The 18,248-nt window shown below is 66.5% G+C and carries 17 protein-coding genes; 8 read left to right on the forward strand and 9 right to left on the reverse strand.

The features are described from left to right. Positions 1-33: 33 nt before the first annotated feature. From P0592_RS14190 to P0592_RS14200, 3 genes are all read right to left on the reverse strand, one after another. Positions 34-666 (reverse strand): fibrillarin-like rRNA/tRNA 2'-O-methyltransferase, encoded by a 633-nt coding sequence (locus P0592_RS14190; protein WP_276271560.1) that lies wholly within the window; start codon positions 664-666, stop codon positions 34-36. After that, positions 663-1,517, reverse strand: a complete 855-nt coding sequence (locus tag P0592_RS14195) for an NOP5/NOP56 family protein (protein ID WP_276271561.1) — start codon at positions 1,515-1,517, stop codon at positions 663-665. The genes P0592_RS14190 and P0592_RS14195 overlap by 4 nt, the downstream gene beginning before the upstream one ends. 69 nt (positions 1,518-1,586) lie before the next feature. Then, a complete protein-coding gene (locus P0592_RS14200) occupies positions 1,587-2,111 on the reverse strand; it encodes a metal-dependent hydrolase (protein WP_276271562.1) in 525 nt (174 codons plus the stop codon). 127 nt (positions 2,112-2,238) lie between these two features. Here P0592_RS14200 and P0592_RS14205 point away from each other — a divergent pair, with 127 nt between their 5' ends. The 4 genes from P0592_RS14205 to P0592_RS14220 all read left to right on the forward strand — a co-directional run bounded on the left by P0592_RS14205 (position 2,239) and on the right by P0592_RS14220 (position 7,589). Then, positions 2,239-2,661, forward strand: coding sequence for an Hsp20/alpha crystallin family protein (locus tag P0592_RS14205; protein ID WP_276271563.1), 423 nt, complete (start codon positions 2,239-2,241; stop codon positions 2,659-2,661). A 106-nt stretch (positions 2,662-2,767) separates the two neighbouring features. After that, positions 2,768-4,744, forward strand: coding sequence for an AMP-dependent synthetase/ligase (locus P0592_RS14210; RefSeq protein WP_276271564.1), 1,977 nt, complete (start codon positions 2,768-2,770; stop codon positions 4,742-4,744). A 115-nt stretch (positions 4,745-4,859) separates the two neighbouring features. Beyond that, entirely contained in the window at positions 4,860-6,725 is a 1,866-nt protein-coding gene (locus P0592_RS14215; protein ID WP_276271565.1) for a receiver/sensor box histidine kinase, read from the forward strand. A gap of 39 nt (positions 6,726-6,764) precedes the next feature. After that, positions 6,765-7,589, forward strand: a complete 825-nt coding sequence (locus tag P0592_RS14220; protein WP_276271566.1) for a CPBP family intramembrane glutamic endopeptidase — start codon at positions 6,765-6,767, stop codon at positions 7,587-7,589. A 104-nt stretch (positions 7,590-7,693) separates the two neighbouring features. Here P0592_RS14220 and P0592_RS14225 read toward each other — a convergent pair whose 3' ends face one another. After that, positions 7,694-8,083 (reverse strand): CopG family ribbon-helix-helix protein, encoded by a 390-nt coding sequence (locus P0592_RS14225; protein ID WP_276271567.1) that lies wholly within the window; start codon positions 8,081-8,083, stop codon positions 7,694-7,696. A 99-nt stretch (positions 8,084-8,182) separates the two neighbouring features. Between P0592_RS14225 and P0592_RS14230 the strand changes: the two genes are divergently transcribed. Further along, positions 8,183-8,977, forward strand: coding sequence for a hypothetical protein (locus P0592_RS14230; RefSeq protein ID WP_276271568.1), 795 nt, complete (start codon positions 8,183-8,185; stop codon positions 8,975-8,977). Between the two features lie 296 nt (positions 8,978-9,273). Here P0592_RS14230 and P0592_RS14235 read toward each other — a convergent pair whose 3' ends face one another. From P0592_RS14235 to P0592_RS14245, 3 genes are all read right to left on the reverse strand, one after another. Beyond that, positions 9,274-9,414, reverse strand: a complete 141-nt coding sequence (locus tag P0592_RS14235; RefSeq protein ID WP_276271569.1) for a hypothetical protein — start codon at positions 9,412-9,414, stop codon at positions 9,274-9,276. 25 nt (positions 9,415-9,439) lie between these two features. Then, positions 9,440-9,928 (reverse strand): type II toxin-antitoxin system death-on-curing family toxin, encoded by a 489-nt coding sequence (locus P0592_RS14240; RefSeq protein ID WP_276271570.1) that lies wholly within the window; start codon positions 9,926-9,928, stop codon positions 9,440-9,442. A 448-nt stretch (positions 9,929-10,376) separates the two neighbouring features. Then, positions 10,377-11,291 (reverse strand): mechanosensitive ion channel family protein, encoded by a 915-nt coding sequence (locus tag P0592_RS14245; RefSeq protein ID WP_276271571.1) that lies wholly within the window; start codon positions 11,289-11,291, stop codon positions 10,377-10,379. Between the two features lie 463 nt (positions 11,292-11,754). Between P0592_RS14245 and P0592_RS14250 the strand changes: the two genes are divergently transcribed. Continuing rightward, positions 11,755-12,273 carry a DUF1097 domain-containing protein gene (locus P0592_RS14250; RefSeq protein WP_276271572.1) on the forward strand — a complete coding sequence of 173 codons (519 nt, stop codon included), beginning with the start codon at positions 11,755-11,757 and terminating at the stop codon, positions 12,271-12,273. A gap of 404 nt (positions 12,274-12,677) precedes the next feature. After that, complete coding sequence (locus tag P0592_RS14255) at positions 12,678-13,544, forward strand: SDR family NAD(P)-dependent oxidoreductase (protein WP_276273941.1); 867 nt, start codon at positions 12,678-12,680, stop codon at positions 13,542-13,544. A gap of 318 nt (positions 13,545-13,862) precedes the next feature. Here the strand turns inward: P0592_RS14255 and P0592_RS14260 are convergent, their stop codons facing one another. Further along, positions 13,863-14,858: a patatin-like phospholipase family protein gene (locus tag P0592_RS14260; RefSeq protein WP_276271573.1), complete on the reverse strand. Its 996-nt coding sequence runs from the start codon at positions 14,856-14,858 to the stop codon at positions 13,863-13,865. Positions 14,859-14,884: 26 nt separating this feature from the next. Between P0592_RS14260 and P0592_RS14265 the strand changes: the two genes are divergently transcribed. After that, on the forward strand, positions 14,885-16,336 hold the full coding sequence (locus P0592_RS14265) for a TIGR00366 family protein (protein WP_276271574.1): 1,452 nt from the start codon (positions 14,885-14,887) through the stop codon (positions 16,334-16,336). 523 nt (positions 16,337-16,859) lie between these two features. On the opposite strand, the gene P0592_RS14270 is transcribed toward P0592_RS14265, so the two are convergent. Beyond that, positions 16,860-18,218 (reverse strand): NAD(P)/FAD-dependent oxidoreductase, encoded by a 1,359-nt coding sequence (locus P0592_RS14270; RefSeq protein WP_276271575.1) that lies wholly within the window; start codon positions 18,216-18,218, stop codon positions 16,860-16,862. Positions 18,219-18,248: the final 30 nt, after the last annotated feature.

The following is an 18,248-nucleotide window of genomic DNA, read 5'->3' on the forward strand; positions in this document are numbered from 1 at the left end:
CGCTAAAGCCTTCCGTCACCGGGCGCGGGCCGCTCACTCCCGCCGCGGTCGCGCGACGACGCCGAGGTGCGCGTCGTGGTACGGGTCGAGCCGCTCGGTCGCGAGCACCTCGTACTCGTCCTCGACGGCCGCCAGCACGTCCGCGAAGACGGCGTCGGCGTCGGCGGTCACGTCCTCGCTGCGTGCCTTGATCGCCGCCAGCAGGCGACCGTCCGGCCGGAGGAACCGCTCGTTCAGCGCCGCGACGCGGCCCTGTCCGCGGGTGGCCACGTCCTGGACGACGACGTCGACGGGCTCGACGACGTGGGCGTAGGTCGCCGGCTCGCGCGCGTCCTTCAGCAGCGGGAAGAGGTTCCCCCGGTGATCGGCCACGTCCAGTAAGTCCCGGGTGGGCCGGGGCGCGAACTCGACGGCGTAGGTCGGGCCGGCGAAGTCCGCGACGTGACTGGCCGTCGTCCCGGCGGCCGCCCCGAGGTACAGCACGGTCTCGCCGCCCTCCAGCCCCGTGTCCAGCCCGAGTTCCAGCATCGCGCCGAGCTTCGACCGGTGGGGGTCCCAGCGCCGCCACTCGCCGTCGGTCCGCTCGCCGTACTCCGGGTGCCCGCGGGTCGCCAGGCCGGTCTCGCCGTCGAAGTCGCGGCGCTCGACGCCGTCGGGGAGGCTCACTGTCCGTCACCCCCCTGCGAGCGCGTCCGGATGCGCTCGATGCGCTCGTCGAGTTCCCGCTCTAGGTCGGGCCGCCGGTCGCCGCTGTAGTGGTCGATGCGGGACGCGATGGCCAGTTTGCCCGCCAGCGCCCGCGCCGCAGAGCCCCGCTCCTCGGGGCGGGTCCCGCTGACGTACTCGTGGGTGTAGATCACGCCGTGCTTGGGGGAGGGTGCGTTCCCCTGGAGGTGCGCAAACAGCGCGTCCTCAGCGCCGAGGACCTGCACGGTTCCGCTGGGCTGTTTCGCGAGCGACTCCAGGCTCCCGGCCAGCGAGAGCAGGCGGGCCGCGAGCACCGGGCCGGCCAGCGCCGAGAGGTTCGGCGCGACGGCGGGGGCGGTGCGCTCGATGGTCGCCCGCAGCGCCGCGGCCTCCTCGGCCAGGTCGAGGGTCCGCTCGGCCAGCGACCGCAGGGCGCGGTCGCTCTCGTCGTCTTCGGGGCCCCGGGCCGCCACCTCGCGGGCGTAGTCGACGCCGGCCCCGTCGTCGCCGTAGCGGCTCCCGCCCCACTCGGCGACCCGCTCGGCCAGCTCGTTGGCCGTCCGCTCGCAGTCGGCCATCGCCCGCACCGCGTGGACGAGCTGCTGGTCGTCGGCCCGCTCGCGCTCCCGGACCGCCTCGCGCGTGGCCCGCGTCGTCGCCGCGTGGAGCCGCTCGTAGTAGTCGTCGGCGTCGTCGGCGAAGCCCGCCTCGACGGCGAGGGCGGGCCAGTCGGCGGTGTGGTCGGCCGACCCCTCCGTGACGGCGGCCGCGGCCCCGGCCTCGTCCTCGGGGTCGAGGCCCGCGAACCAGGCGGCTGTCTCGTCGGTCATATCAGTGGTCCAGCGGCCGACGAGGTATAGCTATCCCGGAAGCGCGACGAGCCGACGGAACTCACCGGGTCACTCCCCCGTCGCTCGCCAGTACAGCACTGCGTGGATGCCCACCCCGGCGGCGAGCAGCCCCCAGTTGGCCCAGGGATTGTTGTACCAGACGACGTCGAAGCCGAGGCTCTGTCTGTAGACGGGCCAGAACGGCTCGACGGCTTGTGCGATGTCGGGTGCCGAGAGCATGTCGGCGAAGACGTGTGCGAGGCCGGCGACCCAGACGACCACGCTGCCGACCCGCGCCGACCGGGCGGCGACCGGTGGCGAGAGCCAGCGGTCGTCCAGCCCGCGGGCCAGCGCCCGCCCGAGGAGGGGGCCGACGAGGACGGCGGCGACGGTCACGGCGAGGACCGTGTGGAAGACGCCGTGGTGCTGGACCGTCGGGAACACGCGCCGCAGGTACAGGTCCACGTCCGGGAGCATCCCGAACGGAGCGGCGGCCGCGACGACGGCGACCGTCGTCCGCGGGTCGTCGATGTAGCGCCAGGTGGGCGCGAGCCAGAGCAACGCCATCCCGATGTGCCCGGCGACGTCGACCATACGGTCGCCGACGGCCCCGCGGGATTAGAGCGCTACGGCTCGCGGTCGCCGGGCGGCACGCGGCCGGCAGTGTGCTGTCACGTGTCCATACTGCTTTATCTCCTCTCTCGGCGTATCTCTGTCTGTGATGAGAGAACGACAGTACCCCTTCGACGCGATGGAACAGTTCTTCGACCAGATGCGCCGCGAGATGTTCACCGGTCGACGAGGCACGGGCATCCGAGCGAGCGACGAACACGGCGAGGCCGACTGGGACGCCGGCGTCTCCATCGAGGGGACCGACGACGGCTTCGTGGTGCTCGCGGACCTCCCGGGGTTCGAGCGGGAGGAGCTCTCCCTGACGCTCCGCGGCGACGAACTTCGCCTCTCGGGCGAACACGCGGTGGAGAACGGCAGCGGCTACCGTCGCCGGACGGTCTCCGAACGCATCACCCTCCCGATGGACGTCGACCCCGAGGACGCCGACGCCACCTACCGCAACGGCGTCCTCGAGGTCCGCTTCGTCGTCGACGAGGCGTCCACCGACGGCGACAGCATCGACATCGAGTGAGCCGCCGGTGGGGCGGATGGGTCGTTTTCTACGACGGAAACTCCCGACAACGGGGAGAGTGTGAACTTCCCGCACGTATTTCACACCGCCCGCTATACGGGGTCGTATGGCCGAGAGACCGAGCTGGCGGGACGCCGAGGCCGACTACACCGACGAGGTGATCGGCGACGACACGCTGGGGGAGCTGTTCGCCGCGAGCGCCGAGCGGAACGCGGACTCGACGGCGCAACTGTACAAGGGTGGTGTCTACGACCGGTCGCTGACCGACGGCGTCGTCCCCGAAGCGCCGGCGGGCGGCTACGGGTCTATCAGCTACGCGCGGATGCACGACGCGGTGAAACACCTCGCGGCGGGGTTCCGGGACCTCGGCGTCGAGCCGGACGACCGGGTGGGGATCTTCGCCGACACGCGGATGGAGTGGGCGCTCTCGGACTTCGCGCTGCTGTCGGCGGGCGCGGTCGTGACGACGGTCTACACGGAGTCCTCGCCCGACCAGCTCCGGTATCTGCTCGACGACCCCGACGCCGCGGCCGTCGTCGTCGAGGACGAGGCCCTGCTCGACCGGGTCCTCGAGGTCGAAGACGACCTCGACCTCTCCTTTGTCGTCGTGATGGACGACCACGGCGTCGACCGCGAGGACGTGTACACGCTCGCGGAGGTCCACGACCGCGGTGCCGACGGCTTCGACGAGGACGCCTACCGCTCGTGGCTCGACGACCGCGACCCGGGGGACCTCGCGAGCCTGATCTACACCTCCGGGACCACCGGCCGACCGAAGGGCGTCCGGCTGACACACCGGAACTTCCGGGCCAACGTCAATCAGGTGCGCAAGCGCCTCGCACCGCGGCCCGACAAACACCCCGACCTCCCGACGGTCACGCCCGAGACCACCTCGATCGCCTTCCTCCCGCTGGCACACGTCTTCGAGCGCCTGTCGGGGCACTTCTTCATGTTCGGGTCGGGCGCGACCGTCGGCTACGTGGAGAACCCGGACACGCTGGCCGACGACATCGAGCAGATCAGGCCGAACACGGGCGCGAGCGTCCCGCGGGTCTACGAGCGCATCTTCGGTCGGATGCGCGAGCAGGCCAGCGAGTCCCCCGTCAAGAAGCGCATCTTCGACTGGGCGCTGGACGTCGCCCGCGACTACGCCCGCGCGGACGACCCCGGGGCGGTGCTTGCACTCAAGCACTCGCTCGCCGACCGGCTGGTCTACAGCACCGTCAAGGAGAACCTCGGCGGGAACATCGAGTTTATGGTCAGCGGCGGCGGCAGCCTCTCGAAGCGGCTCTGTGAGACGTTCCTCGGGATGGGCCTGACCATCGTCGAGGGGTACGGGCTGACGGAGACGGCCCCGGTCGTCTCGGTCAATCCGCCCGAGGACGTGCGGCCCGGGACGCTCGGCGTTCCGGTCCACGAGATGGACGTCCGCATCGACGAGAGCGTGGTCGACCCCTCGGAGTTCGAGGACGTCACGGGGACGCTCGGGGAACTGCTCGTCGCCGGCCCGAACGTCACCGCGGGGTACTGGCAACAGCCGGGCGCGACGGAACGGGCCTTCACGGAGAGCGACGGCCGCCGGTGGTTCCGCACCGGCGACGTCATCGAGCGGACCGACGACGACTTCCTCGTCTACCACGACCGGTTGAAGGAACTGCTGGTCCTCTCGACCGGGAAGAACGTCGCGCCCCAGCCCATCGAGGACCGGTTCTCGACGAGCGACCGCGTCGAGCAGGTGATGGTCGTCGGCGACGACCAGAAGTTCGTCGGCGCGCTCGTCGTCCCGAACTTCGAGGAACTGGAGCGGTGGGCCGACGCCGAGGGGATCGACCTCCCGGACGGCGACGCCGCGAAGTGCGACGACGAGCGCGTCCGGGCGTGGGTCCAGGCGGCCGTCGACGAGACCAACGCCGAACTGGAGAAGATCGAGCGCATCAAGGAGTTCGCGCTGGTGCCCGCCGAGTGGACCGCCGAGAACGACCTGCTCACGCCATCGATGAAGAAGAAGCGGCGCAACATCCGCAGCGAGTACGAGGCGAAGCTCCGCGAGATCTACGGCGAGGACTACAACGCCGGCGAGTGAGCGCCGCTCCGGTCGGACGCGGCAGCGGCGGTTCTGCCCCGATCTGGACAACCCAGTGACATACCTAACGACGTCTGCATCCCATTTTTGTAGTCGCTCCGTCTACAGACGTGTAATGGCCACCCGTCCCCTCCGTGTTCTCTACGTATCGGTGACGGCGGACGGGTGCGTGCCCGCGTCGCTGGCCGGACTCGACGACGTCGAGGCGACGGCGGTCGAGGCCGGAGCGCTCGCGGACGCGATCGATCCGTCGACGGTCGACTGCGTCGTCGCGCCGGCGTCGCTGCCGGACTGCGACGGCGTGACCCTCTACGAGCGCTTCGTCGCCGGGACTGGAGTCCCGTACGTCCTCCTGGCCGACGACGGCGACGAGCGGCTCGCGGCGGACGCGCTCAACGCCGGCGTCGACGGCTACGTCGCCGCCGAGGCGACCGACGACCGGCTGGCCGAGGTCGTCCGCGACCGGGCGGGCGCTTCGGAGGAGAGCCGCGTCGACGCGATCGACTGGGCGCTCCTCTCGTCGTTCCCGGACCCGGCGGTCGTCGCGTCGGTCGACGGCGGCGACCCGACGATCCGCCGCGCGAACGAGGCCTTCGAGACCCTGTTCGGCTACGACGCCGCGTCGGTGGTCGGGACCGGCGTCTCCGACCTGCTGGTGCCGTCGGACGACCACTCGACCGCGACGGCGATGGCCGAGGCGGTCGCCCGCGGCGAGACCGTCGGCCGCGAGGTCGAGCGCGAGACGGCCGACGGCGACCGCCGGACGTTCCTGTTCCGCGGGCTCCCGGTCCGTGGCGGGGGTGAGGCGACGCTTGCGGTCGGGTTCTACCTCGACATCACCGACCGAACGGCCCACCACGACCAGATGACCGCGCTCCACGAGACCGCCCGGCGGCTGATGCAGTCGTCCTCGACGGACGAGGTCCTCTCGACGGGGCTGGCGGCCGCCCGTGACGTCCTCGACCACGAGATCAACGCGATCCACCGCTACGACGCCGATGCGGGGGGACTGGTGCCGGTCGCCACGACCGACAGAACGGAGGCCGTCCTGGGCGACCCGCCGACGTTCCCCGCGGGCGACAGCATCGCGTGGCGCGCCTACGAACGGGGGGAGCCGATCCTCCGGGACGACGTCCGGGACGACCCGGACGTCCTCAACCCGTCGACGCCGATCCGGTCGGAGATGGTCCTCCCGCTGGCCGACTACGGCGTCCTCGTCGCGGCCTCGACCGCCCGGAACGGGTTCGACGAGGGGGACCTCTCGCTCGGGCGCGTGCTGGCCACCACCGTCGAGTCCGCGCTGGCGCAGGTCGAGCGCGAAGAGACGCTGCGGGCTCGGGAACAGTCGCTGGCGAGACAGAACGAACGGCTCGACGAGTTCGCCTCCATCGTCTCCCACGACCTGCGGACGCCGCTCGATCTGGCGAACGTCCACCTGGAGCTCGTCCGGGAGGGACAGGGCGACACCGAAGAACACATCGAGCGCGTCGAGGCCGCACACGCCCGGATGACGGACATCATCGACGACGTGTTGACCTGGGCTCGGGACGGCGACGAGATTACCGACACCGAACGGGTGCCGCTGGCGACCCTGATCGAGAACTCCTGGGACACCGTCGCCGACGGGGACGCGACGCTGGATGTGACGACGACACGGACCGTCGACTGCGACCCCGACCGCCTGCGACGGGTCTTCGAGAACCTCTTCCGGAACGCGGTCGCCCACGGGGGTGAGGCCCCGACGATCCGGGTCGGCGACACCACCGACGAACCGGGCGTCTACGTCGCCGACGACGGCCCCGGGATCCCGCAGGCCCGTCGCGACGACGTGTTCGACTCCGGCGTCTCGACGGCCGAGGACGGGACCGGGCTGGGGCTGGCGATCGTCGAACAGATCGTCGAGGCCCACGGCTGGGAGATCCGGGCGGGCGAGAGCGAACAGGGCGGTGCCCGCTTCGAGATCGTCGGCCTCGCGGGGTGAACGGCGAACTGTTATCAGGCCGACGCCGCAAGGGCGGGTATGGCAACAGCTTCGCCCGAGCGTCCCCTCCTCCAGTCGGCCATCGCGATCGTCGCCGGGATCGGACTCGGTGCCGGTGGCCTCCTGCTGGGGTTCCTGCTGACCGCCGTCGTCGGTGCCGTCCTCGTCTACGGCCTGGGTCTCACGGTGTCGCCCGCGCTCAGTATCGTCCTCGGACTGGTGTTCGTCCAGGGGATCGGCTGTGGCGGTGTCGCCTTCGCCTACAGGGGGGCTCGGCCCCGCATCGCGCCCCCCGTCCGGTCGCGGCTCGGCCTCTCGGGGGACGGCCCGACGTTCGACATCCCCGCATCGATGCCGAGCCTCCGTGACCTGCTCGTCGTCGCCGGCGGCTACGGGACGGCGCTCGTGGGTGCCATCGTCGGGTCCGCAGTCCTCTCCAGCCTCCAGGTCGACACGGGGACCAACCGGGCCGCCGAGATCGGGATGCAGAACCCCGAGGTGTTGCTCGTGCTCATCCCCGCGTCGTTCCTGCTCATCGGCCCCGGCGAGGAGCTGCTGTTCCGGGGCGTCGTGCAGGGCCGCATCCGCGAGGTGTTCGACCCGATCCCCGGCGTCGTCCTCCCGAGCGTCGTCTTCGCCGGCCTCCACTGGGTCGCGCTCTCCGGCGGGTCCCCCCTGGGGAACCTCGCGGCCCTCGGCGTCCTCCTCGTGCCCGCACACGTCTTCGGGGCGGCCTACGAGTACACCGGCAACATCGTCGTCCCGTCGCTCATCCACGGGGCATACAACGCGACGCTGTTCACGCTGCTGTACGTCGTGGTCAGGTTCGGCGACCAGCTCCCGCAGAGCGCGCTGCTGGCCTGAGCGATCACGCGCTCGCTGCGCACAGCCCGGGACCGACAGACCCGCCGGTGTCTCGCCTGGCGGCGTCACGACGGCGACGAGTCGAGATCCGGGCGGCGGCGGGCTCAGTCTGTCTGGAGGAACGTGACGTTGGCGCGGCCGACGGCGTCGAAGTCCCGGAGGCGGTAGGCCAGCTCGCGGATCCGAGCGGCTCGCCCGCGACAGAACACCCCCTCCAGACACCACTCGCCTTGGTGGGAGTGGCTCGTCGTCTCGATGACGTCCTGGAACTCGTGTTGGATCTCGTGGAGGTCCCCGATCACGAGGGTGTGTTCGTAGTCGAAGACGATCGTCGCGACGACTTCGCCTTCGAGTTCTTCGATCGTCTGATGGCGCTCGACGTACTCCTGCATCGCCTCCCTGACCGCCCGTGATCGGGACTCCATCCCCTCGGCCTCCCAGGTCTCGTCGAACGTGTCGAGTAGCTCCCGTGGGATGTTGAGACTCGTGCGCATACCGGGTGTTGAACTGACGGGCGTTTAACGGCCGTTATTACGCGACCCCCGACTCGGTCATAACAACCCCTAAGCCCGCGTCGCTACTGCCCTCTCGGTGTGTTACACAACGACGCGTTCGGGCTCCTGGTCGGGGCGGTCCTCCTCGGGGCCGTCCACGGGGTCGAACCGGGACACGGCTGGCCGGTCGCGGCGTCCTACGCGCTCGATCAGGCGAACACGTGGTTCTACGGGCTGGCGTCCAGCTTCATCCTCGGTGTCGGTCACCTCGTCAGCAGCCTCGCGATGGTGGCCGTGTTCTTCTACGCGAAATCGTACTTCAGCCTGACCCAGGTCAACGACCCGATCACGCTCTTCGGTGCCGTCCGGATCGGCGGCCCGGTCAGCCTCGTCGCCGGCGTCCTCCTCGTCCTCCTGGGAGTCAGAGAGTACACCGGCCACTCTCACGGCCACGGGGACTCCCACGATCACGACCACGACGATGGGCACGACCACAGCCACGATCACGATCACGACGAGCCAGCCGAGTCGGGCCTGGTCGCACGAGTCGGGGAGCTGGTCACCGGCGGCGGCCACTCACACGACCACGGCGACTTCGACGAGGCGGCGAACCGCGGCCTCTTCGGCATCGCGTGGTTCGCGTTCGTCCTCGGGTTCGCCCACGAGGAGGAGTTCGAGATCATCGCGATGTGTGCCGGCTCGAACTACTGCCTCGAACTGATGAGCGCCTACGCGATCACGGTGATCCTCGGGATCGTCGGCCTGACGATGCTCCTCGTGGCCGGCTACGAACACTACGAGGACACGGTCAAACAGTACACGCCGTACCTGCCGGTGCTCTCCGCGGTCGTGCTCGTCGTTATGGGTCTCGGGTTCATCACTGGCCTCTTCTGAGCCCCCCGTCGCCCTCTGCTCGCCGGTGCACTCCGCCCGACGGGTTCGTGCTCGTGCTTCTCACACATCCGGATGACGCCCGTGTTCGGTCTACCGGCCCGGGGCGCGGATCTCGTCGCGTGGCAGGGACGAGTCACGGACCGGTTCGCGGACCGGGTCGTCGACTCGATCGAGACGTCTCTACGGTAGTTCGAAAGTGTACGCCCGGAACACTACCGGGCGAGAAACTACTAGTATACTCGGCGAAAGTGGAACACGAAAGAGACGGTAGGTGAAAACCCGAGTTACGTGGGTACTTACTCGTCTTCGAGCGCGTCGTAGATGTCGCGGTGTTCGTCCCGGTCTGCCTTGGCGACCCGCAACACCAGTTCCCGACGGATGTCGTCCATCACGTCGTCGAGTGGCGTGCGGTCGCCAGTCTGCTCGTCTGTCGCCATAAGTGGTTGTTGTCTACGAGTCGGGTTAATCGTTCGGGTCCGTCGCGTCGTCGGAGAGTTGATCGAGCCCGTATTCGACGAGGTCGCCTCGCCACTCTGCGACGACTTCGTTCAGGTCGACATCGGCGGTATTCGTTCGAAGATATTCGAGCACGTCGTCCTCGTCGACCGCCGTCTCGTCCGTCCCGAACTGCTTCAGTATCTCTCTGATCTCGTCGTCGTACTCGAACCGATACCCGTTGAGCAGATAGAAGACGACCGCCGTGTTGAGCGCGGTACGTTTGTTGCCGTCCACGAACGGATGATTGGCGACGAGGAGCCGAAGGAGATGAAACGCCTTCTCGTGAATCGTTTCGGGGACCGCACCGAAACTCCCTTCGCTGACGTACGCCAGCGCGAATTCGATGTCCCCGCGGCGCTGGACGCCGGGACTGGTGTCCGGATACTCGGAGACGATGTCCTCGTGGATGTCGAGAACGTCGTCGACCGACGGATACCAGAGCGGGTCGGTCATTAGTGGAGCATCACACCGAACGAACCTATTGGTTTCTCTCTTCGAAGGTATGAGTATCGGACGTACGCTAAAGACGGGCCGTTAACGAGCGGACTGGAAGTTGGAGTTGCAAGTGAACGGTTCGATCCAGCAGCGTCGAAATACTGGGTGTGTCCGGGAACTCCGAGTATCGAACGTGTTGGCGATGCGCCCAGTCTGGAGCACGACTGCAGAAACCTCACCGAACACTGTCAGAATCGACGTGCGAGATATAGAGGGTGTATGCAGCACACCAGCCCGGCAGCAATACCCACCGATACAACTCCCTTCCCTGCTTGTATCTTTTCATAAACCTCCACGAGAAGGCCTAAGCGTGCGAGTTCTAGTTGATGACCACATAGACCTGAAGAGGATGACAATCCAGCGGAACACCGTGAAGATGACTGCGCAAGGGCCAATAATCCGACGCTCAGTCGTCCGAGACGGCGTCAGGACGCTCCAATTGGCCTGTCTCTAGCGACCCCTCGATGGTCCGATGAGGGTACGGGATAGTAATGCCGGCCTCTTCAAATCGTTCGGTTACCCGCTGGATGAACCGGCCGCGGATGCCCAGGAAGTCCGACTCCCCGGGATCACTAATCCAGATACGGCTCTGCAAGCCGAAAGATGCCTCATTAATTTCGATCAGCTTCACCGACGGCTCTGGGTCATCTAAGACTCCGTCTTGGCTTCGCGCCGCATCAAGGATGATGTCCATCGCTTCGTCGATATCGTCCCGGAGACCGATACGGAAGACGAACTTCAGACGGAGGGTCCCGTTCTTATCGTAGTTCTTGATGACGCCATCAGTAAGCTGAGAGTTCGGAACTGTGAGATGTTCGTTGTCGAATGTCCGGACACGGGTCACTCGCAGACTGATATCCTGTACATAGCCGGAGTTGCTCTCCCACTCGATCCAGTCGCCGGTACGGAACGGTTTGTCTGTGTAGATGAACGCGCCAGCGACGAAGTTCTTGATTACATCTTGCATCGCGAAGCCGATAGCGAGGGTCGCCGCGGCGGCGATAGTTGACAGCGCCACGAGGATGTTCCCAAATCCGGCGAGCGCGAATGCTAGCCCGATAGCCACGAACAGGAGTGCTGCGTAGGCCAAGAGGGTGAGCGGCTTGCGGATATGCTCGTCAAGTCCGCGCCGGTCGAGCAGTCTCGCGATCAGCGGCAGGATGGCAACCTTGCCGATGATATAAACAGTCACGAACACCATAATGAATACTGCAGCCGAGCCGATCGCGCTCGCAAGCTGCGGGGGAAGTCCCAAGTCCGTCAGGAATTCACCGATGAAGCCGGCTCTGGACGGGGTATTGGTTTGGAGCGGCGGAATCATCGATTCGTCTCCCCCTGCCGAACCGGCAAGGAGTACAAGGAAGACGGCAGCGGACTAGTCACGACTAGCACTCCTGGGGAACCCTTCGCCAGGCCTGCGCCGGCGTCGCTAGCTTTGAACATAACACCCCGTAGTGCGGTATCGGGCGAGTTATAAGTGGGGGCGCAGGTTGCCGTGGAAACTACTGGATAAGTAAACTATCGTTCGACGGTACAGTCCGGCTGATACTGAGCGATAGGACGGTTTTGGAATGGCTGGATCCAAGGCTCTCACACCGATAAAGATGCCCAGATATCCAAGGAGAGAACGTATGAACGGCGAAAGCGGCTCAGTAGTACTCTTGTCTGATTTGTGTCCCGTATCCAGTACCGGTATTTACTACTCAACTTCTGTCAGTAACGGCTTGGCCGATGCAGAGGGTGAGTGCAGCATCGGTATGTGGGCGGCGCTACGAGACGGTTGTATGCAGACCGTTCGTTGGGAGCGAGTTCGGGAGTGGAACGGCACGTGGGCACTTGCGGTGGTGTTTGGACTAGCCTCAGTCCCGTGGACGTACGCGTTCGTTGCTGGCCTCGGTCTCCCACTCTGGCCGTCGTTTATTGCCTCGGCGACGTTTTACGCTGCCGGAGACGGAATAGACGGACTTGCACGGGGCTATGCGAGTAACGCCACCGGAATCGTCTATGCTGCGCTGACGCTGGTGGTCGTGGATAGACTTCTGGGAGGTGGTGTTGTGGCTCTCAGTGTTGTCGTGGGGGTGTTTATGTTTCTCGCGAGTCTTCACGAGTTCGTCCCACTGTTGTCCTTCACACCGGGTGGCTTCTTCGGCTATGCGACTATGTTCAGTGTCCACGCCGCCGAAGCGACTGCCGTCGGCCTAACTGGGCTTGCTGGCGAAACACTCGCTGCTGTCCTGTCGATGTTCCTCGGCGCCGTCATCGGACTCACTACTGATGAGGTGAGTTCGGCTATGGAAAGATAGTAAATTCGCGCTCTGTATGCGACACGACCTTGACGAACTATCCGACGACTGGCAGCACCGACGTGGCCGTGACAGAGGGTGCATCAGTCCAAGCGGTTCTGACGGCGAAAGAGTCGTTGACGCAGACCTCCCGCGCCTGCTACTGTCATAGACTCTCGTCCAATCGTCGGGGAGTGAGCGTATCATCGGTCTCGCTGAGTTCGAGAGGAGGGAAGGACAGCCGCGGCCACAGGTGGCAGACAAGCGAGACAGGCACAGCGTGGCCGGCAAGACCACTCGCTGCCGCGGGGGCAGGTTTTGTCAGTGGTCCCGTGCAGGTGCCGACACACAGAGGTCATTTGCGGCGATGACCCACCGTCGGTAGTTATTACACCGAGAGCGACGACTGGCGTTGTATGGCAGATATGACCGTTGAGGAGGCGATGGCGAAGTACGGACCCAGCGAGGTTACCCGCGACGATCTCCTGACGATCGACGACCCGAACTACGCGGCCGACAACGTCGCCATCGTCACCGGTGGCGGGGCGGGGATCGGCCGGGCGGTGTCGCTGGCCTTCGCCGCCAACGGCCTCACGGTCCTCGCGACTGACAGGGACGAGGCTGGCCTCGCGGCCGTCGAGGCGGAAGCCGAGGACCTCGGCCTCCCCGGGGATATCGTCACTGTCACCGCCGACCTGACCGACGACGCCGACCTCGAACGTATTGTCAAGGAGGCGACTGCCCACGGGTCGCTGCGGTACCTGATCAACAACGCCGGCATCCAGACCGTCGCACCCATCGAATCGTTCCCGGTCGAGAAGTACGACCTGATGCACGACGTGATGCAGCGGGCGCCGCTGTTGCTCACGAAACACTGTCTCCCGCACTTCCGCGCAAACGACGACGGGCGCGGCGTCGTCGGGAATATGTGCTCGGTCCACGGCCACATTGTCACGAAAGACAAGGTCGCCTACAACACGACCAAGTTCGGCCTCAGGGGACTCACTCAATCCATCGCCGCCGAGGGCGAGGGGAAGGTTCGGGCGTTCACCGTCAGTACCGCCTACGTCAAGACCGCACTGGTCGCGAAGCAGTTGCCCGACACGGCCGACCGCCGGAATATGACCGTCGACGAAGTGGTCGAGAAGGTGATGCTCGAACGCACCCGCGTCAAAGAGATGATGGAGCCCTACGAGGTGGCGAACCTCTTCGTGATGGGGTGCTCGCACCACAGCAGTCACCTCAACGGCGGCGATATGACCCACGAGGGCGGTATGAGCCTGACCTACTGAGCCAGACCGGTGGCCGGAGTTTGATGCGCTTGGCTGCGAGTAAACAGGTATGCCACTTGTTTTCGACCCGTGCGGAAGGCGATCGGCCGCCCGGGATGGCGACGACACGCCGGCGCAGACGGACCGCGATGAGCCTACCCGACGCTCCCGGAAACGGAATCTCGCCGTCGGCGCGTTACTCTTCGCCGTACTCGGTGCGGTCGAACTCCGGCGGCGTGGCGTGCTCCGAGCTGGACCGTCGCCGGAAGAGCGAGCGGGAGAGTCCGCGAACAGCGACTCGCGGTAGACCCTCGACTGACTCGCCCGACTCCGCGCCGCTCAGTCGTATCGTTCGGTAAGGAACCGGTTGGCCCGTTCGCGACCGGTCCGGAATAGCGCCTCGATGAACGCGGGCGACCGGTCGAGTTTCGTCGACCAGCGGAGTTCCTCGTCGAACTGGACTCGCTCGATGTCTGTGTGGGTGTACCGGTCGGGCAGGTAGCCGGCGTCGACCCACTCGTTGACCTGCTCGATGAACGCTACCTCCTGTTCGAGGGAGGTGTTGCCGCTGAGTTCGTTACGTCGGTCCTCGATATCGTGGAGCGAGCGTGGTACCCTCGACCGCTCGGAGGGGTTGATCTGGATTACCCAAACCTCGTCCGGATCGGGGATGTCCTCGGTCGTCGAGAAGTCCCGGACCGGCGGGTTCTTCGAGAACAGACCGTCCCAGTACTGCCGGTCGTCGACTTCGACAGCGCCGAACAGCCCGGGTTCGGCGGCGCTGGCGAGGATGGCCTCGGGTCGCATCTCCCGCCCGCGGAACACGCGGAACTCCCCGGTTAAGACGTCGATGGCGCTGATGAGCAGGGCCGGGTGGATGACCCCCTCGCGGCGCTCGCGCTCGCGGACGACCGTACTCAGCTCGCGGGCGTGCTCGAAGTCGACGTACTCCTCGAGGAGGCGTCGAAACTGTCGCTGCCCAATAGCGCCGGCGGGGGTCTGCCCGGGGCTGAACTGCGGGAAGGGAACCCCCATGGTCCGTAACTCGGCGGCCCCGACCGCGAGGTCGTTCAGGTACCGCTCGGCCGGCCGGCGGGCTTTCAGGTCGTTCCAGAACTCTCCGAGCAGCGCGCTGGGGGCGTGATCCGGGCTGACGGTCCCGTACCAGCCCAGCAGCGCACAAACGGCACCGCCAGAGGTCCCGGAGAATCCCACGATGTCGTAGCCCGCCGTACAGATCTCCGGCAGGAGTCGTTGGAGCGCCCCGGCGGTGAACGCCGTGTGGCTGCCGCCACCCTGACAGGCGATGGCGACCTTCGTCGGGTCGTCATTCATCTACCTCCCATTTCGGAGCCGGGTGTATGTACTTGTTCACCGACCGGTCGATTTTTCACTGCGGTCGGTGTCTCGCCGGTGTGCTCAGCGTGCTCCGTCGGTTCGGCGAGCGATGTTCGGATCTCTCCGAGCAATACATCCCCGACCCCTACGTCATCGCCATCGTCCTCACGTTCGTCGCCAGCGGCGCCGCGTTGGCGACCGGGGCGGGTCCGCGGGCGACTCTGATCGCCTGGACCGGCGGCGTCTGGAGCCTCCTCCCGTTTATGGCTGCCATCTCGGTCCTGCTGATGACCGGCGACGCTATCGCGAAATCGCCGACGTTCACGCGTGGCCTCGAACGGCTGGCACGACTGCCGAACTCACGGTTCACCGCCGTCTGGTTCACGTCATTCGTGGCGATGGTTGCCGCTGTGGTCTCGTGGGCAATCGGCCTCATCGTCGGCGCCATTATGGCCAAACGCGTCGCCTATGAGTGCCAGGAGAAAGGCATCACCGTCCACTACCCGCTGCTGGCGGCAGCTGGTTACACCAGTCTGATGGTGTTCCACGGTGGGTTGTCTTCGTCGGTGGGCCTGCTGATGGCCGATCCACAGCTCATCCCGGCCACCTTCCCCGAGTACGTCAGAGATGGCATCCCGCTCGCGCAGACGATTGGCAGTCGGACGAACACCGTGACCACTGGCACGCTTCTTGTCGTCGTCCCGGTTATTATGGGGTTGCTCCATCCCGAGGACGGGATTCGGGAGCTACCTCGGGCGACCTACCGTGACATCGACCAGGTAGTCACCGAGGCGATGGCAGACTCGACGACCGACGGCGGGACGGCCGATCGCTCCGTCGCGGACCGCCTCAACGACTCGCGGCTGATCGGGCTGGCCATCGCCGTCTTCCCCGCGTTCTTCGTCGTCAACGCGTGGTTTCTCCGGGCTGGTGGAATCTCGAACCTGACGCTCAACAGCATTAATGCGCTCTTTCTCCTGGGTGCAATCCTCCTATGGGTCCGTCCGACAGCTATCGTCGCCCAGATGAAAGACAGCGTCACCAACATCTCCGGCATCATCTTTCAGTTCCCGTTCTACGCCGGTATTGCGGGCTTGCTGACGGGAACCGGGCTGGCGACGGTGATCGTCGAGTTCTTCGGCGCGTTCGCCACACCAGCCACCTGGCCCGTGGTCGGCGTCCTCGTGGCTGGGGTCGTCAACATCTTCATCCCCTCGGGGGGTGGGCAGTGGGTCGCGATGGGCCCGATTATGCTGGACATCACGACCGGGTTCGGCTACGGCCCCGAGCAGGCCGTCATCATCGAGATGCTTGGCGACCAGTTGACGAATATGATTCAGCCGTTCTGGGCGATTCCGCTCCTCGCTATCGCCGACCTACGTGCCCGTGATATCATCGGGTACACCACGGTCGCGATGCTGGGTGGACTCGTTATTGTCTGTGGCTGGCTGACTGTGTTCCTCGTCTTGCTCTGAACCGTATTCTGACTCCTCCAAAATGAGACCGATAGGTAGCCTGGATTCACCGATTCGAGTCGGTGAAAACGTGGCCCGAACCGATGACCGATATGCGCTTTGTATTCCGCACGGTCACCTGAAGCTGACAACTGGCAGTACTCCCGGCAGACCTCATTCCACGCTCCTCGTCATCGACTGTTTCCAAAACCCGGCAGGAAGAGCGGATGCTACGGGAGAACCGATTTCAACCGTAGATAGTGACTGAAGGAAAATATATTATTTTGTACATTTCTGATAGTGTATATGAAATGTACGCCCGGAACACTAACGACCGGCGTCATCCTGGGCGGCGTGCCAGGTCGGCCGGCAAACCCTCGTGCCGGGCGGGCACCCAGCGGAGTGCCAGCGTCGCGACGGCGGTGCCGTCGCGCGGTGTCGCGTGCCCGGGTTCTCCGGTCTGTCATCGTCCCGGGGACGGGCCTCGGCCGGGGAGTGAAGGCACGCAGTCGACGTAGCGCGGTCGGCCACCTAAGCGTGACGCTCAGATCGCGTAGTCGTCCTCGCGCAACTGGACGTACCGCCCGCCGCGGTTCCGGAACTTCCCCCACTTGTACTGGCCGAACAGCGACAGGCCGCTGACGCCGCCCCGGACCGCCGCGGCGAGTTCGATCCCGTCGGCGTTCAGCAAGCCCGCGGCGGTGTCGAACGCCCGGTCCCAGTCGGTCGGTCCCCAGCCCCCGACGATGTCGGCGAAAGTGACGTTGCGAAGGATCTCGTCGCCGATGGCGGCGTGCCACTCGTCGTTGTACCGCTCCAGGGATTCCTCGGCGGCGAGGCGGCCGGCGAGCTTCCCGGTCCGGACCGCGACGTGGTCGCCGCCCTCGTGGAACGCCGAGGTCGCGCCCATCGCGCCGCCGGTGACTGCGACTCCGGCCTCGACCGGCGACTCGATGGGCCGCGTCGAGGAGATCGGGTAGGTCTCGGTCCCCTTGGCCTTCCCGCGGTCCTCGACCAGCGGGAAGTCGGCGAGGTCGTACTCGGGGAACTGTCGCTCGATGAGGCGCTCGACGTACTCGCTCCCGCGGGGGATCTTCGTGTCCTCCTCCCGCAGGAGCGCCCAGTCGCGGGCGTCGTAGTCGTCGATGTCCAGTCCGATGGGCATCGTCAGGCCGACGCGGGCCACCGGCGGGTCGTTCGGGAAGATCCACGGGTAGGCGGTGTGGCCCGGCATCACGCCCCACCAGAACTCGATGTACTCGGAGTCGAACAGCTCCTCGGGCATCCGGCGGTGTTCCTGGTAGGCGATGTGGTTGGCCTCGTTCGACGGCATCACGTCGGCCATCGTCCGGCCGCCGGGGAGGAACTGGTCGAGGGTGCCGCCGGTGACGGTCCGCTGTGGCCCGTCGGCCAGCACGACGTAGTCGGCGGCGACGTCCTCGCCGTCGGCGAGCGAGACGGTGTGGCGCGGCGACGACGAGAGGTCCGACTCGACGCCGGTGACGCTGACGCCCACGCGGTAGTCGGCACCGGCCTCGACCGCCCGCTCGCGGAGCCAGTCGTCGAACCTCGCCCGGTGGAAGGTGACGCCGAAGCCGTCGTGGCTCGACTCGATGCCGGTCGACTCCATCACGAGCTGGCTGTTCGGACCGTGGAACTTCGCACCCGAGAGCTCGCTGAGGATCACGTCCTCGGGGAACTCCTCGGCGTCGTACCCCATAATGTCGAACCAGTAGTCCAGCAGTCCCGCGGCGTCCGTCGAGTCCGGGCCCGGCCCGTCGCGGTCGGCGCGGGGGACGCCCTTCTCGAGGACGACGGCGTCGGCCCCGTGGGCCGCCGCCGCCTCGCCGGCCGAGGAGCCGGCCGGCCCGCCGCCCACGACGGCCACGTCTACGTGTTCCATGCGTGCTGGACTGCCCCGCCGTCGGCTAAA

Source organism: Haloarcula litorea (assembly GCF_029338195.1).
GTDB classification, from domain to species: domain Archaea; phylum Halobacteriota; class Halobacteria; order Halobacteriales; family Haloarculaceae; genus Haloarcula; species Haloarcula litorea.

Coding starts and splice junctions, on each gene's coding strand:
- P0592_RS14195 (WP_276271561.1), bottom strand. CDS start 1,517: ATGACCGACGAGACAGCCGCCTGGTTCGCGGGCCTCGACCCCGAGGAC.
- P0592_RS14200 (WP_276271562.1), bottom strand. CDS start 2,111: ATGGTCGACGTCGCCGGGCACATCGGGATGGCGTTGCTCTGGCTCGCG.
- P0592_RS14205 (WP_276271563.1), top strand. CDS start 2,239: ATGAGAGAACGACAGTACCCCTTCGACGCGATGGAACAGTTCTTCGAC.
- P0592_RS14210 (WP_276271564.1), top strand. CDS start 2,768: ATGGCCGAGAGACCGAGCTGGCGGGACGCCGAGGCCGACTACACCGAC.
- P0592_RS14215 (WP_276271565.1), top strand. CDS start 4,860: ATGGCCACCCGTCCCCTCCGTGTTCTCTACGTATCGGTGACGGCGGAC.
- P0592_RS14220 (WP_276271566.1), top strand. CDS start 6,765: ATGGCAACAGCTTCGCCCGAGCGTCCCCTCCTCCAGTCGGCCATCGCG.
- P0592_RS14225 (WP_276271567.1), bottom strand. CDS start 8,083: ATGCGCACGAGTCTCAACATCCCACGGGAGCTACTCGACACGTTCGAC.
- P0592_RS14235 (WP_276271569.1), bottom strand. CDS start 9,414: ATGGCGACAGACGAGCAGACTGGCGACCGCACGCCACTCGACGACGTG.
- P0592_RS14240 (WP_276271570.1), bottom strand. CDS start 9,928: ATGACCGACCCGCTCTGGTATCCGTCGGTCGACGACGTTCTCGACATC.
- P0592_RS14245 (WP_276271571.1), bottom strand. CDS start 11,291: ATGATTCCGCCGCTCCAAACCAATACCCCGTCCAGAGCCGGCTTCATC.
- P0592_RS14250 (WP_276271572.1), top strand. CDS start 11,755: ATGCAGACCGTTCGTTGGGAGCGAGTTCGGGAGTGGAACGGCACGTGG.
- P0592_RS14255 (WP_276273941.1), top strand. CDS start 12,678: ATGACCGTTGAGGAGGCGATGGCGAAGTACGGACCCAGCGAGGTTACC.
- P0592_RS14260 (WP_276271573.1), bottom strand. CDS start 14,858: ATGAATGACGACCCGACGAAGGTCGCCATCGCCTGTCAGGGTGGCGGC.
- P0592_RS14265 (WP_276271574.1), top strand. CDS start 14,885: ATGTACTTGTTCACCGACCGGTCGATTTTTCACTGCGGTCGGTGTCTC.
- P0592_RS14270 (WP_276271575.1), bottom strand. CDS start 18,218: ATGGAACACGTAGACGTGGCCGTCGTGGGCGGCGGGCCGGCCGGCTCC.